Raw genomic sequence first — 15,046 nt, 5'->3', positions numbered from 1 at the left:
AATCATGAAACGGGCTTTGCTTATCCTTTCGGGCGTTCTGCTGGCGGCGCAACCCGCCTGGGCGGAAATTGCGCGTATCAAGCGCGCAACGGGCGTCACCTCGATCGAACGCGGCGCCAACCGGATGACTCCGGCCCCCGGTTTCCAGTTGCAGCCCGGCGACGTGCTGGTGACCGGCAAGGACGGGCAATTGAGCCTGACCTTTATCGACGATACCCGCTTTTCGGTCGGCCCGAACAGCCGCATCGCGGTCGATCAGTTCGATTATAACCGTACGACGCAGGCTGGCGCCTTCGTCACCCGCGTAGATCGCGGTTCGCTCGCGGTCGTTTCGGGCCAGATCGCCAAGTCGAAGCGCGACGCGATGAAAGTCCGGACCCCAACTTCGCTTTTGGGCGTTCGAGGTACCCGGTTCATCGTGGAGGTACCCAAATGACTCGCCGGTCGATCCCGCCCCTGATGCTGGTCACCTGTCTCAGCGCCTGTGCGACCGGACCGACCCTCACGCTCCTGCCCAGCGAGGAGGGCAAGCAGGGCGCTGTCGCAGTGATCGAGGAAAACGGCAAGCCGGTCGACTATGTCGTGACCGAGCTCAACAGCAGCACCAATTTGTCGGGTCGACCGAAGACCCGCTCGATCAACCCGGACAAATTGAATGCCCGGCGGCTGGCGCTGCTGCAGGCACTTCCGCCGCCGCCCGTCCGGCTGCGGCTCTATTTTCAGCAGGGCACCACGCGCCTGACCCCGGAATCGCAGCCCGGCCTGGACTTTCTGAAGAAGGAAGTGGCGGAGCGCCCCGGTGCCGAGGTGCAGGTCACGGGCCACACCGATACCGTGGGCAAGCTGGAAGACAATGACGTCCTGTCGGAGCGCCGTGCCGAAGAAGTAGTGAAGGCCCTGGCCGAGCTGGGTATCGAGCCCGCATTGCTGACGGCTGTGGGCCGCGGCGAGCGCGATCCGCTCGAGGACAAGGGCGACAATGCGCCGTCGCAGGCCAATCGCCGCGTGGAGGTGATCGTCCGCTAGACGCCGGGTGATAGTTTTCCGGCGTCCGGTCCGAGATAGCGTAAGGCAAGAACCGTCAGATCGTCGCTCGGCTCGCTGCCATTCTCAAAAATCCGCACCGCGTCGCGCAGACCGTCGGCCATCGCCCTAGCCCCGGGCAGCCCTGCCAGCGCCTGCATCATTCGCGCATGGCCGAACAGCTGGCCGTCGCGATCCTGCGCCTCGCTGACACCGTCCGAGATCAGCACCAGGGTCTCGCCCGGTTCCAGGCTGAATTGCTCCTCGGGATAGGGAAAATCGACGATGCAAAAGGGCGGGCCACCGTCGAGTTTATGGACCGATACCCGGCCGGTCGCGTCGATGTGGAGCGGGTCCTCGTGGCCGGCGTTCACCAGCAGCACCCGGCCATCGGTCAGGTCGATGACGCCGATGATCATGGTGACGTTCATCGCCTCGCCATTATCGCGCATCAGCTCTTCGTTGAGCACCCACGCGACCTCGCCCAGATCGGGTAATCCGCGCAGCGCTACGCTCTTCGCTAGCGCCTTCGACAGCGCCATGAACAAGGCGGCGGGCACCCCCTTCCCTGTCACGTCGCCGAGCAGGAAGGCTATGCGATTTTCATCGAGGCGGATGACGTCGTAAAGGTCCCCGCCGATCGACTTGGCGGGTTCGAGCACGGCGTCGACGTCCAGCCGCGGATCGGTCCGCGCCAGTTGATCACGCGGAGGCAGCATACCGATCTGAATCGACCGGGCCGCCTGCAACTCGCCCTCGGTCGCCGCCGCCGCCAGCCGTTCCTGCAGCAGCGTCTCGCGCAGCCTTTCGCGCTCTCGCCGGGCCTCCACGAACAGCCCAACCGCGACGCCGAGCGACGAGCCGCCGGCCAGCATCAGCGGCCGGATCGGATCCAGCAGCAGGGCGAACTGGTCGAAAGCGAACCAGCACGCAATGCCGATCAGGAGCAGAACGGGCAGCAGCGCCCACCGCCAACGCGACCTGACAGGCAGCAAAGCGATGCACGACAGCGCGAGCCCGATGCCTATCCCCCATTCGGCCAGACCGGCCCATGTCGGGCGCTCCAGCCAGCCCCGTCGCAGGAGGGCATCGACCGCCTGTGCCTGGACCAGCGTACCGAATCCCTCCGCTGCCATCGGCGTCGCGACGATATCGGCGGTTCCTTCGGCGGACAGGCCGATCAGGACGATGCGACCGGCAAAGGCGTCAGCGGGGAAGCCGCGCCGCAAAACATCGGCGGCCGAGACGATGTGCGCCGGCGGCACATGCCCGAAGCGGATGGCCATGGCGCCGCGACCGTCGATGGGAATGCTGTTTCCGCCCAGCGTCACCTTCGCCGGCGAGACAGAGAAGGCATCCCTGCCCGCCGCAACACGGGCCAGTTCCATCGCGAAGCCCGGCATGGGCCTGGCGCCGACGCGCATGAGCAGCGGCACCCCCCGCACCCGGCCATCGCGATCGGGCGGGCCGTTGAGCAGGCCATGGCCTAGCGCCGCCTGTTCCAGCGGCCCGATGTTGACGACCGCGCGCGGCTGAGCGGACAGACCGGCCGGCGAAGAGCCGTCGATCAGCGGATCGACAATGAGGCTGGCGGGATCGTCGCCGGGGCCTTCCGTGGCCGCCCTTCCCAGCACCACCGGCGCTCCCGCAATAACCTGTCCGAACAGGCTGTCCATGGACGGCAGGGCGAGGACCTGATCGCGTGCCGGACCTCTCAGCTCCGGATAGAAGGCAGCGAAGATGTCGGGCCGAATACGATCGGGCTCCGGGAAGATCATGTCGAGGCCGATCGCCGCCGGCTTGCGCGCAGCGATCTCCTCCACCAGTCGCGCGACATGATAGCGCGGCCAGGGCCACGGCCCGACGGCCTTCAGGCTTTCTGAATCGATCATGACGACCCTCACCGGCGAGGCCGACAGGTCGCGCGGAGCGAGGCGCTGCCAAAGATCGAACATCGAGGTTCGTAATACGGGGCCCGCGAGGAAAGCCAGCAAGGCGGCGAGCAGCAGGCCGGCCAGCCCTGCCAGCCCGACCCGGTGACGCGCTGCCGCGATCAGAGCTTCACCTCGAGCCCGTCATAGGCGCACAGCACCTCGAGTTCGCGATCGCGGCGCGTGAGTTCCTCGTAACGGATGCTTTCCTTGTGCATCCTTTCGATGTCGGCGTCGCTGTACACGGGCTCATGATGGAACAGCGCCAGCCGCCGCGCCTCGGCCTGATGGCATATATCGATCGCGACGATGTTCGAGCTGTGCCCCCAATCCTCCTTCATCGAAACGGCATCGGCGAGCGAATACATGGTGTCGCAGATGACGAGATCGGCTTGGCGGAAAAAGCGCGCCACGGCGTCCTCATCCTCCATGCTGTCGATCTTGTGCTCGCTGTCGGTGGAGAACACCGCCGTCTTTCCGGCTGCGTCGGTGAAGCGATAACCGAAGCTCTTGTGGCTGTGGTTCTGCTCCATGATCTCGACCGCCACACCGCTGATCGCATAGGTTTCGCCGGGCACCAGCGTACGAAACTCGATCTTCGCGCGCAGCCAGTCGAAGGCGACCGGGAAGCTGATCTCTTCCTGCTGCCGGCGAAAGGCTTGCTCGGCATCGGCATGGCCCGAATGGATCACGATGCGCGAATTGGGATCGAAGGCTGGGCCGAAGAAGGGAAAGCCGCCGATATGGTCCCAATGGAGATGGGACATGAAGATGTTGAACTCGCGCTTATGGCCGGCTGCCATGCGGCCGAAGGCGTTGATCCCGAACTCGCGCGCGCCAGTCCCGAAATCGCACAGCAGGAAGGAGCCGTCCCCAGCGTCGGTCTCGATCTCGACGCAGGTCGTGGCGCCACCATAGGTCGCCCCTGCAGCGAAATCGAGTTCGCCCTCGACGAAAGACAGTGCCTCGGCCTTGTCGGTGAAGCGCCGCCCCTCTGCCGCCACCAAGGCGCCGGCAATCTTGTCGCGGATCGAAGAGGCCGTTTGCGCCACCGCCAGCGAACCCCGTGTGCCCCAGAAACGAACCAGCATCGCATCCCCCCGGATGACAGGTCAGGCGGTCAGGGCCGCCTCGACCGTGTCGGTGACCCCGAACAATTTATCATAGCGGCTGATCGCCAATATTTCGCGGACGATCTCATTGGGTTGCGCCAACAGGATGCGGACACCGGCCGCGTCGGCCTTGCGCTTGGCCAAGGTCAGCGCCCGCAGGCCCCGCGACGACATATATTCGATGCCGGCGAAGTCGACGATCAGCCGTGCTCCGGCAGCCGCGCTCCGCTCAACCACCCCTTCCAGCTGCGTACCGAATGCCGCAGCGGTCGACTCGTCCACCCGCCCCGCAGGTGCCGCCACGATCGCGCCGTCCCGCGCCTCTTCCGTCCAGTCCATTCGCCGCCCTCCCCGAATGCAGCCAATCTACCCGCGAAAAGCGACCGGAGGAAGTTAGGCAAATGTTACAAATCTACACGGGCAAGCCAGTCCGCGATCATGCGGCGGCCGGCATCGACCGCGCGGCTGCCATGGCGATCATGGTCGGCCCGCAGCGCATCGACGCTCGTCCCAGCGGCCGCGATATAGGGCTCATCCTGCAACCAGGCGTCGAAGCGTGGATCCTCGCCCATTTCCGGGTGGCACTGCAGGGCAAGGATATTGCTCCCCCGACGGAAGGCTTGATGCGCATATGTGTCAGACGAGGCGAGCAGTTCCGTGCCCTCAGGCAGGTCGAAGGTGTCGCCATGCCAGTGCAGAACCGGCACGTCGGCGATGTGTCGCAGCGGCGACGACAGCCCCACGTCGCTGATCGAGACAGGCGTAAAGCCGACCTCCTTGACCGGCCCGGCATAGACCCGCGCGCCCATGGCGGCAGCGATCATCTGGCTGCCGAGGCACACGCCGAGCGTCGGCCGGTCGAGCATGATGCGCCGTGCCAGCCGGGCGATTTCGCAACCGATCCACGGATGGCGGTCGGTTTCGTACACGCCCATGGGCCCGCCCATCATCACGACCAGATCCGGGCTGTCGAAATCGACGTTCGGAAATTCGGGGTCGGTCACGTCGATCCGGTCGATGGCATAGCCTGCCGCCTCCACGGGCGCGCGAAAGCCGGCAATGCCTTCATAGGGGACGTGGCGGATGACGAGGGCGGTCTTCATGCGGCGACCTTATCCGGATCGCCGCCGATTCGAAGCCCAGCCATTCTTAGGCCCGGGAAAGTTTATCTCTATCCATCCAGTTGAATAACCGGACGGACAGGCTCAGTCTCCCGTCAGGATGCGATCGACCAGTTGCTTCACCGTCGGCACGAAGCCGTTGGAATAGAAGGGATCCTGCTTGAACTTGTACGCGGCATGGCCGGCGAACATCAGGTTCTGGTCGATCGGACCGCCATGCGCGATATCCTGCAGCGTCTTCTGAATGCAGAAGCTACGCGGATCGGCGAGGCGTCCGGTCGAGTTGTTCTCATTGTCCGCCCAGGACGAAAAGGCGCACTGGCTGAGGCAGCCCATGCAGTCGGCCTGGTCCTTGCGGATGATCTTCATCTCTTCGGTCGTGACGAAGACCAGCGTGTTGTCGGGCGTCTTGAGCGCGTTGGTGAAGCCGAGGCCATACCATTCGCGCGCACGGTGAAGATCGCCCAGCGTGACCCAGAAGCTCTTGCCTTTCACACCGACGTCCAGCTGATACTGGTGATCGCCGGCGGCCTCCATCGAGAAGGCAATCTGCCGCTCCGAACGCGCTTCGAGATTGCGGAGAAAGCTGTTGCGAACCGCCGACGAATAGAAGCCGGTGGGCGAGAAGCGGTGCAGCAGGACGTCACCCGGCTCCAGCTGCGTCAGTTCGTCCTTCCACTCCTGCGGGATCGGGCTTTCCTTGGTCAGAAGCGGACGGGTGCCGAACTGGAAGGCGATTTGTCCGAGTTCGGGATTGTCGATCCACTCGTTCCAGTCACGCAAATACCAGACGCCGCCCGCCATCACGATCGGAACATCGTCCGAAATGCCGCCCTGGCGCATCGTATCGCGCAACGCCTTCACGCGCGGATAGGGATCCTGCGGCGCGCGCGGATCTTCGGCGTTGGAGAGCCCGTTATGCCCACCCGCCAGCCAGGGATCTTCATAGACCACGGCTGCGAGCCATTCGGCGGCTTTGGAATAAGCCCGCTTCCACAGCGCGCTGAAGGCACGGCCGGACGAGACGATCGGCAGATAGTGGACGCCATAGGATGCCGCGATTTCGCTGAGCTTATAGGGCATGCCGGCACCACAGGTCACACCGGCCACCATGCCGCGGGTGCGTTCGAGCACGCCGTGCAGCACCCGCTGGGCGCCGCCCATTTCCCACAGGACGTTGATGTTGATCGCACCCTTGCCGCCGGCGATCTCGAAAGCGCGCTTGACCTGCTCGACCGCGCCGTCGATCGCATAGGCAACCAGCTCTTCATGCCGATCGCGCCGCGTCAGCGCATGATAGATTTGCGGAACGATCTTGCCTTCGGCGTCATAGCTGTCTGCGTTGACGGCGGAAACCGTGCCGATGCCACCCGCTGCGGCCCACGCTCCCGAACTCGCGTGATTGGTCGCCGCGACACCCTTGCCACCCTCGATAATGGGCCACACTTCGCGCCCACCATAGACGATCGGCCGCAGACCTTTGAACAACGAGACCTCCAAAAAACCACGAATAGGACGATTGGGAATCCGCGCCCTATAAGGCGAACGGCAAAAAAATGCGCGCAAAATCTCCGCGACCATGTTTGCCGCAGGCTAAGCGCCGGGCCCAAGCCGCATCGTATCCCAGTAAAGCGAGCGATAGCGCTCGATCATCGCCTGCTCGTCATACCGCTCCAAAGCGGTCCGGCGGTTGGCAGCGCCGATCGTCCGGCGCAAACCCGCATTGCCGGCAAGGACCCGCAACGCGGCCGCAAGGCCGGCCTCGTCACCGGCCGGAATTACATAAGGCCGGTTCTCCGCAGCCAGCATATCGGCGATATCGCCGACATCGGTCGTGATCGCAGGGAGGCCGCAGGCCATCGCCTCGATCAGGGAAATCGGAAACTGCTCACTATCCGACGAAAGCAGAAAGATGTCGAAGCCGGCCAGATAGCGAACCGGATCACGGACGAAACCTGGCAGGATCACCCGATCCGCGACCGAGAGCCGCTCGGCCTCGTCCAGAATTGTCGGTTTGTCCGGCCCATCGCCCAGAATGACAAGCCGCGCGTCACCGGGAGCGCCGGCGGCGAACATCCGCACCATGCGGGCGAGATTTTTGACCGGACGCAGACCGGCCACCGTGCCGATCACGAGGCCCCTGCCCGGCGGACAGCCCTCTATCGGTGACGGCGCCGCCAGTTGGCTGTGCGAAGGCAGGCCTATGCCATTGGCGATACGGACGACCCGATCGATCGGCTGCCACCAATCGCCGCATGCGATCCGTTCGAGCCGCCGCGACGGAACCACGATCCGATGGGCGGCGCCCAGCATCAGCCTGCGAAACCAGATGCGCGCCGGTTTTTGCCGTTCGACCTCATCCTGATTGAAGCCATCCTCGTGGTGGACCAGCGGCGGAAGCCTTCGGGTACCGAACAGGCGTCGCGCGCCAACGGCGTCCATCGCTCCCCAATTATAGCTGAGGACGAGATCGAACCGCGCCATGTAGCGCGCCAGCCGCCGATAGCGGCCGATGCCAGGCAGCCCCTCCAACGACGGCGCGGCGTCACCGGGGAAGTCGACCTTGATCGCCGGATCCAGTGCGTCACGCGCCGCCAGCGCGCCCGGCACCGCCGTCAGCACGACATGCTCTGCCGCATCGCCAAAGGCGTTCATCAGCCGGACCGCGCGCGCCTCCTTGCCACCCAGCAGGAAGGTCGAATGGCAATGGAGGATACGCGCCGGACGGTCCATGGGTTCAGGCCGACGCCGCCTCGGCCGCCTCGATCCGTGCGAGCAGCCGATCGATGGCGTCGGCACATTCGGGCTCGAACAGCGTCGGCGCATGGCCGACGCGGGCAATGTCGATCCGTTCCATCAGCGGCAGCGTCGCCACCATCCGGTCGGCTGTCTCCGCCGACAATATGTCCGAAATTGCGCCCCGGACGAGCAGCGACGGGATCGGCTTCATCGCCTCCGCCAGCGGCCACAGGTCGCCGGGCGCCTCATTGCCGGGGACGCGGAAGGGTTCGGCGATGCCGGCATCATAGTCGGCCACGATCCGCCCGGCCGCCGTCAGCTTGAACAGGCGCTTGGCCATGTCGAGCCAATCGTCGAGACTATAATCGGGATAGGCCGGCTGATGGACTTCCGCCAGGCCGCGTGCCGCATGAAGCCATGTCGGGTAGCTGCTGCCCTTGCCGACATAATTGCGGATGCGCACCAGTCCGGCCGGGTCGATCGCGGGCCCTATGTCGTTGAGCAGCAGCCCCGCAACCTTGCCGGGCTGGGTGGCGGTGATCAGCATCGACATGATTCCGCCGAGCGAGGTGCCGAAGAGGATGAAGCGTTCGAGGCCAGCCTGCTCGATCAGCGCCCCCAGGTCTTCGAGATAGGTCGCCGGGACGTAGGACATGGGATCTTTCGCCCGCTCGCTCTCCCCCCGTCCGCGCAACTCGACGCAGAGCAGACGCCAGCGATCGGCGAGGCGATCGGCAACCGCCGCAAAATCGCGGGCGTTTCGCGTCAGGCCGGGTATGCAGATGATCGGCGGACGCCCCGCTCCATCGGCGGGCCCATAATCCCGGTAATGAAGCCGCAAACCGTCTTTCGACGTCCAATGACCGTCCGTCCATTCCGCCATGCTTGCACCTCACCATATCCGGCCCCCATATTGCCGCATGACCATTGCCCCGCAAGCCGCCGCCTACCGCCCCGATCCGCAAATCGCCAAATTGGCCGACAGACTGGCCGATCCGGTCCAGGCGGCCGACTTTCCGACGACGATCCTCCGTTTCCGCAACCGCCGCTGGGACGGTGCGGTAGGCCTCGACGGCCTCAGCGACGAACAATGGGTGCGGCATTTCGGTCGGTTCGAACCGCTGCCCGACAATCTGCCGCAGCCGCTGGCGTTGCGCTATCACGGGCATCAGTTCCGCCATTACAATCCCGACATCGGCGATGGACGGGGCTTCCTCTTCGCCCAGCTGCGCGACGGGTCGTCGGACCAGACCGGCGGGCGGCTGCTCGACCTGGGCACCAAGGGTTCGGGGCGGACGCCCTATAGTCGCTTCGGCGATGGGCGGCTTACGCTGAAAGGGGGCGTCCGCGAGATACTGGCGACCGAGATGCTGGAAGCCCTCGGCGTCGAAACCTCCAAGACCTTCTCGCTTATCGAAACCGGCGAAGCGCTTCAGCGCAACGACGAGCCCTCCCCCACCCGCTCGGCAGTGCTGGTGCGACTGAGCCATGGCCATATCCGGATCGGCACCTTTCAGCGGCTGGCGACGCTCGACGAGCCGGACGCCATGCGCGACCTCATCGGCTATACGCTGACGAACCTCTATGGCGAGGAGCCCGGCAATGCCGCAGCCGGACAGCTGCTCGACCTCGCCTGTCGCCGGACCGCGCGACTGGCCGCCAGCTATATGGCCGCCGGTTTCGTTCATGGCGTGCTGAACAGCGACAATATCAACGTCACCGGCGAGAGTTTCGATTACGGACCGTGGCGGTTCAACCCGACCTGGGATCCGGCCTTCACCGCCGCCTATTTCGACCAGCAGGGCCTTTATGCTTTCGGCCGGCAGGCGCATGCGATCCATTGGGATGTGGTGCAGTTCGCCAAGTCGCTGCGCCTGGTGGCAGAAGCCGAGGAGCTGGCCCCGGCGCTCGACGCCTGGCCGGGCTATTATGAGGGTGAGGTCGCGACGGCTCTATGCGCGCGACTGGGCGTAGCCCCGCGCGGGGACCAGCCCGATCTCGAGCTGATCCAGGCCATAGACGTCGCCCTGCAGACCAGCGAGGTGTCGATCGACCGCTTCTTCTTCGATTGGCGTGGCGGGCGCCGCCGTGCGCCGTCTCCGGCCGATGCGCTCTACGATGGCGAGGCCTTCGCCGCGTTCCGCGACATCATCGCCGGTTATGAGAATATCGTGTCTCTCGACCACGCCTATTGGTCGGACGCCGAGCCCTGCGCGATGCTGATCGACGAGGTCGAGGCGATCTGGTCCGCAATCGACCGGGACGACGACTGGGCCCCGCTGCACGCAAAGGTGGAAGCGATCCGTCGGATGGGCGACGCGCTACGCTCCTGAAGCCTGCCGCATCGAGGCGCGCAGCAGCTTCATCGGTTCCTGCGAAACCTGGATGGTACCGCTCACCGAGCGCTCCAGATCGAAGATCATGGTGAGTGCGAGGGCGAGCAAAAGCAGGAGCAGCAAGGCTGCGTATATGTGGTGCTTCCCAGATGCGCCGATCGTGTAACCGAGCATCAGTGCCGCTAGGACGGCGCTGAGGCAGAGTATCTCCAGCACCGCCTCCGGAATATGCGCACCACGCGCCGCCGTACGCGTGGCCGCGAGGTCGAAGCTTTCATTGACGGCATCCATCAGCCCGCGCGTCAGTTGCTGCGACGGATCCGACCGAACCGCGCGGCCGACCTCGGCCCATATGCGCTTCTGCAGTGACGCCTGGCGCGGATCTTCCGCGCCTGCATCCGACCGCTGCGACCAGGCGGCGCGCAGATCCACATAGGCGGAGAGCAGCGGCTGCAACCGCTCCCGCGCAGGTTCCTCGAGCAATTGCGAACGCAGATAGGCTGTCCCCAGGGCATTGGCCTCGGCTACCACCAGGGCGCGGCGATCCTCATAGCGGTTGAGCGCAAGCGAGAAGGTGAAACCAAGCAGAAGCGCCAGCAGACCCAGCATGGCAGTCAGAAGGTGATCAGGGACGGGGCTACCCTGCCGCTTGCCATTCCCCTTCCGCGAAAGGAGGCCTTGCCACCGCCTGCCAATCTCCATCGCCAGCGCCAGCACGCACAAAAGCGCCAGACCGATGGCTGCCAGCGGCAGTGACCCCATTGCTCAACTCCTCAACGATAAGAGATGAGGCCACGATTCGTGGCCTTGCCGCCCTCTCTTTCGACATGAACAGTAAATGAACGCCTATCTATTTCAAAATCATCAATATAAACAGAATAGCAGGATAGCTTTACTCCCGCCTCTTGTCGATCAATTGGGTCATTTCATCGCCAGAGAGGAACCTGTTTTCAACCTTTAGCGGTTTATCTGGTCATGAGGTACGCAATCACTCCCCTTCGCCCCGGCCTGGCTGCGATTGCCGCAGTTCTGGCCCTGTCCGCAACCCCTTCGATCGCGCAGGAAGCCCTGACGCTCGATCTACCGCCGCCGGCTGTTGCGCCGGATAATGCTGCGGCGTCGGGTGCAGGCGACTCTGGCCCAACCATCGCGCCGCCGCAGGAAAACGCCACCCCGATCCTTCAGCAGAGCACGAGCGATGCGACCACCGCGTCGACTACTGCGCCCATCGCTGCACAGCCCGCTAGCCCAGCGTCTTCGGCCACCACGAGCACGCCGGTCATCGCCCTTCCCGCCCCTGCCACCATAGTCGACGCACCCCCGCCGCCCGCGGCCCGTACGATGGCTCAAGCCTCGCCGTCGCGTAGCGCAGCATCCGGTCGAGCAACCTCGGCTGCGACCTCCCCGGTCGCGCAGGCAAGCCCGACGAACACCGGCGCTTCGACCGATGCGCCCGCTACGCCGCCTGCGCCTGCCAGCGCATCGGATGACTCGGTTCCTGCGGCTGCTGCAGCCGCAGCTCCGCAGGCCGCAACGCCGGTCGCGGCCAATGACGACGGCGATATGCTGCCGATCGCCGGTGCAGCGGGTGCGGCCCTCCTGCTTCTGGGGGGTGGCATATACGCCGCCACCCGTCGCCGTCGCACGGAGGGCGACCTTGCCGTGGCTGCCTATGAGACTTCGTCGAGCGAGATGGCAGCGCGGCCTGTCGCCGCTGCTCCGGTAATGGCGCCCCCGGTGATCGCTCCGGCGATGACAAGATTCAGTGCGAGCGCGCCTATGGCTGACTCGTCGCTGCCTGCCGGCTTCGATCTGTCGCGCTTCGGTCGCCATACCCAGGCCGCCTATCGGGGCCCGACCCCGGAAAATCCGTTTCTCTCGCTGCGTCGACGCCTGAAGCGGGCCAGCTTCCTCGACGCCCGCGAGCGTTTTGCTGCGGCCCCGGTCGCTTCGAGCATGGCTAGGCCGCAGGATGTTCCGGCAGCCACTACGGCGCCGGTCCGTCAGGCCGGTCTGGTGACGACGAAACTACGCATGCCCCAGCGTCCCGGCTTCCGCCCGGCCTTTCAGGGCTGATCGATAAGCCAAAACCTATTGTCCCGCTGCAACATCGTTGCGGCGGGACAATTCTATATGCTCTCCGATGCATGCGCGCCGGTCCGTTGAACGATGGGCGCAGCGGGTCGATCTACTCGGTCAGATCTTCCCACATGCCCTTGAGCCGCGCGAAGAAGCCCGTCGATTGCGGGCTCTCCTCGCCGGTTTCGGTGGCGCGGAACTCCTCGAGCAGTTCCTTCTGTCGCGCCGTAAGTTTGGTCGGCGTCTCGACCTCGATCTGGATCACCAGATCGCCATGCCCGCGCCCGTTGAGGACCGGCATGCCGGCACCGCGTTGCCGTATCTGCTTGCCAGACTGGATCCCGGCCGGAATGCGGATCTCGTGCTTCTGCTTGTCGAGGCCCGGCACCTCGATGCTGCCGCCCAGCGCCGCCGTCGTGAAGCTGATCGGCGCGCGCGCGAAAAGGGTCGTGCCGTCGCGCTGAAAGATCCGGTGCTCGGCGAGATGGATGAAGATGTAGAGGTCGCCGGGGGGACCACCCCGCGCGCCTGCCTCGCCTTCGCCGGTCAGGCGAATGCGCGTTCCCTCGTCGACGCCGGCCGGGATGCCCACGTCGAGCGTCTTCGTCTTTTCGATCCGGCCTTCACCATGGCAGTCGGAGCAGGGATCGGAAATGACCTCTCCTGCGCCATGACAGGCGGGACAGGTCCGCTCGACGACGAAAAAGCCCTGCTGTGCACGCACCTTGCCGTGGCCGCCGCAGGTCTTGCAATGCTGCGTACCGGTACCTGGCTTGGCGCCACGACCGTCGCAGGTGTCGCACTGCGCCGCCACGTCGACCGTGATGTTGGCCTGCTTGCCGGCATAGGCATCCTCGAGCGTGATCTCGAGATCATAACGCAGGTCGGCGCCACGCCGGACGCTGGAGCGCCCGCCACCCCGGCCGCCGCCCATGAACTCGCCGAAGATGTTCTCGAAAATGTCGGAAAAGCCCTCGAAGCCGCCCCCGCCGCCGCCGAAGCCGCCCGGACCGCCATTCTGGAAGGCAGCTTTGCCGAACCGGTCATAAGCGGCCCGCTTCTGCGGGTCCTTCAGGCAGTCATAGGCCTCGTTGATGGCCCTGAACCGGGCTTCCGCCTCCTGATCGCCCGGATTGCGATCCGGGTGATATTGCATGGCGAGGCGCCGAAAGGCCGTCTTGATGACCTTGTCGTCGGCGGTGCGCTCGACCTGCAGAAGTTCGTAATAGTCCGTTTCCGTGCTCATCGCACCCCGCAACCCAGCTTGCCGTTTGCCGCCTGCTACGGCTCCCGGCGAAAAATGCCGGTCGATCCATGGCAGACATTACACGGCCCCGCCAGCATGGACGGGGCCGGTAACGTCGCGCTTCCGAAGAAGCTTACTTCTTGCTGTCGTCGACTTCCGAGAATTCGGCGTCGACCACGTCGTCATTCTTCGGCGCCTCGTCGGAAGCAGCTCCACCCGAAGCCTGCTCCTTCTCGTAGATCGCCTGGCCGAGCTTCATCGCCACCTGGGCGAGAGCCTGGGCCTTCTCGGTCATCGCGTCGGGCTCGCCGCCCTCGACCGCAGTCTTCGCCTCGGCGATCGCCGCCTCGATCTCGGACTTCAAAGCAGCGTCGACCTTGTCGCCATGCTCCTGCAGCTGACGCTCCGTGGTGTGGATCAGGCTTTCGGCGTTGTTCTTCGCCTCGGCCGCCGCACGCCGCTTCTTGTCCTCGTCGGCGAACTTCTCCGCGTCGCGGACCATGGCGTCGATGTCGGAGTCGGACAGACCACCGGATGCCTGGATCTTGATCTGCTGCTCCTTGCCGGTGCCCTTGTCCTTGGCCGACACGTTGACGATGCCATTGGCGTCGATGTCGAAGGTGACCTCGATCTGCGGCACGCCGCGCGGCGCCGGCGGAATGCCGACCAGATCGAACTGGCCGAGCAGTTTGTTGTCGGCCGCCATCTCGCGTTCACCCTGGAATACCCGAATGGTGACCGCGTTCTGGTTGTCGTCGGCGGTCGAATAGACCTGCGACTTGCGCGTCGGGATGGTCGTGTTGCGGTCGATCATACGGGTGAACACGCCACCCAGCGTCTCGATGCCCAGCGACAGCGGCGTCACGTCGAGCAGCAGCACGTCCTTGACATCGCCCTGCAGCACGCCGGCCTGGATCGCTGCGCCCATGGCGACGACTTCGTCCGGGTTGACGCCGGTGTGCGGCTCCTTGCCGAAGTAGCTCTTAACCACTTCGCGAACCTTCGGCATGCGGGTCATGCCGCCGACCAGAACGACTTCGTCGATGTCCGACGCCTTCAAGCCGGCATCGGCAAGCGCCTTCTTCACCGGCTCGATCGAACGCTGGATCAAAGGCTCCACCAGGCGCTCGAGATCGGCACGGGTCAGCGACTTGACGAGGTGCTTCGGACCGGTCGCATCGGCCGTGATGAACGGCAGGTTGACCTCGGTCGTCTGCGCCGAAGACAGCTCGATCTTCGCCTTTTCGGCCGCTTCCTTCAGGCGCTGCAGCGCAAGACGATCCTTGGTGAGATCGATACCCTCGGCCTTCTGGAAGTCGCTGGCGAAATATTCGACGAGCTTCGCGTCGAAGTCCTCACCGCCCAGGAAAGTGTCGCCGTTGGTCGACTTCACCTCGAAAACGCCATCGCCGATTTCTAGGATCGAGATGTCGAAGGTGCCGCCACCGAGGTCGTAGAC

Annotated in this window: 14 protein-coding genes; 4 read left to right on the top strand and 10 right to left on the bottom strand. The window is 65.0% G+C overall.

The genetic code is table 11. The features are described from left to right. Nucleotides 1-4: 4 nt before the first annotated feature. The gene (locus tag KAY22_RS04865) at nt 5-436 is read left to right on the top strand and encodes a FecR family protein (RefSeq protein ID WP_296620647.1); all 432 of its coding nucleotides are present in this window, start codon (nt 5-7) and stop codon (nt 434-436) included. Continuing rightward, nucleotides 433-1,026 (top strand): OmpA family protein, encoded by a 594-nt coding sequence (locus KAY22_RS04860; protein WP_296620645.1) that lies wholly within the window; start codon nt 433-435, stop codon nt 1,024-1,026. Before KAY22_RS04865 ends, KAY22_RS04860 begins: the two co-directional genes overlap by 4 nt. Here KAY22_RS04860 and KAY22_RS04855 read toward each other — a convergent pair. The 7 genes from KAY22_RS04855 to KAY22_RS04825 form a co-directional block, all read right to left on the bottom strand. After that, nucleotides 1,023-3,017 (bottom strand): CHASE2 domain-containing protein, encoded by a 1,995-nt coding sequence (locus tag KAY22_RS04855; protein ID WP_296620643.1) that lies wholly within the window; start codon nt 3,015-3,017, stop codon nt 1,023-1,025. The two genes, KAY22_RS04860 and KAY22_RS04855, sit on opposite strands and share 4 nt — an antisense overlap. Before the next feature lie 59 nt (nt 3,018-3,076). After that, nucleotides 3,077-4,045, bottom strand: a complete 969-nt coding sequence (locus KAY22_RS04850) for an MBL fold metallo-hydrolase (protein WP_296620641.1) — start codon at nt 4,043-4,045, stop codon at nt 3,077-3,079. Between the two features lie 21 nt (nt 4,046-4,066). After that, the gene (locus tag KAY22_RS04845) at nt 4,067-4,405 is read right to left on the bottom strand and encodes an STAS domain-containing protein (protein WP_296620639.1); all 339 of its coding nucleotides are present in this window, start codon (nt 4,403-4,405) and stop codon (nt 4,067-4,069) included. A 65-nt stretch (nt 4,406-4,470) separates the two neighbouring features. Then, nucleotides 4,471-5,169: a glutamine amidotransferase gene (locus KAY22_RS04840; protein ID WP_296620637.1), complete on the bottom strand. Its 699-nt coding sequence runs from the start codon at nt 5,167-5,169 to the stop codon at nt 4,471-4,473. Between the two features lie 102 nt (nt 5,170-5,271). Then, a complete protein-coding gene (locus tag KAY22_RS04835; protein WP_296620634.1) occupies nt 5,272-6,675 on the bottom strand; it encodes a nitronate monooxygenase in 1,404 nt (467 codons plus the stop codon). A 105-nt stretch (nt 6,676-6,780) separates the two neighbouring features. After that, a complete protein-coding gene (locus KAY22_RS04830; RefSeq protein ID WP_296620632.1) occupies nt 6,781-7,920 on the bottom strand; it encodes a glycosyltransferase in 1,140 nt (379 codons plus the stop codon). Between the two features lie 4 nt (nt 7,921-7,924). Further along, entirely contained in the window at nt 7,925-8,809 is an 885-nt protein-coding gene (locus tag KAY22_RS04825) for an alpha/beta hydrolase (protein WP_296620630.1), read from the bottom strand. A gap of 37 nt (nt 8,810-8,846) precedes the next feature. Here KAY22_RS04825 and KAY22_RS04820 point away from each other — a divergent pair, with 37 nt between their 5' ends. Beyond that, complete coding sequence (locus KAY22_RS04820) at nt 8,847-10,259, top strand: protein adenylyltransferase SelO family protein (RefSeq protein ID WP_296620628.1); 1,413 nt, start codon at nt 8,847-8,849, stop codon at nt 10,257-10,259. Here KAY22_RS04820 and KAY22_RS04815 read toward each other — a convergent pair. Then, nucleotides 10,248-11,024, bottom strand: a complete 777-nt coding sequence (locus KAY22_RS04815; RefSeq protein ID WP_296620626.1) for a hypothetical protein — start codon at nt 11,022-11,024, stop codon at nt 10,248-10,250. The genes KAY22_RS04820 and KAY22_RS04815 overlap by 12 nt on opposite strands. A gap of 213 nt (nt 11,025-11,237) precedes the next feature. Between KAY22_RS04815 and KAY22_RS04810 the strand changes: the two genes are divergently transcribed. Further along, nucleotides 11,238-12,338, top strand: a complete 1,101-nt coding sequence (locus KAY22_RS04810) for a hypothetical protein (protein WP_296620624.1) — start codon at nt 11,238-11,240, stop codon at nt 12,336-12,338. Nucleotides 12,339-12,450: 112 nt separating this feature from the next. Here the strand turns inward: KAY22_RS04810 and dnaJ are convergent, their stop codons facing one another. Both dnaJ and dnaK read right to left on the bottom strand, forming a co-directional pair. Next, nucleotides 12,451-13,587 carry a molecular chaperone DnaJ gene (gene dnaJ / locus KAY22_RS04805; protein ID WP_296620621.1) on the bottom strand — a complete coding sequence of 379 codons (1,137 nt, stop codon included), beginning with the start codon at nt 13,585-13,587 and terminating at the stop codon, nt 12,451-12,453. Nucleotides 13,588-13,720: 133 nt separating this feature from the next. Beyond that, on the bottom strand, nt 13,721-15,046 hold a 1,326-nt coding region (dnaK, locus tag KAY22_RS04800; RefSeq protein WP_296620618.1), incomplete at its 5' end, for a molecular chaperone DnaK.

This window comes from Rhizorhabdus sp., assembly GCF_018006725.1.
Taxonomy (GTDB): Bacteria; Pseudomonadota; Alphaproteobacteria; order Sphingomonadales; family Sphingomonadaceae; genus Rhizorhabdus.
The sequence above is the reverse complement of the archived record's forward strand: the minus strand, read 5'-3'. Positions and strand labels throughout refer to the sequence as shown.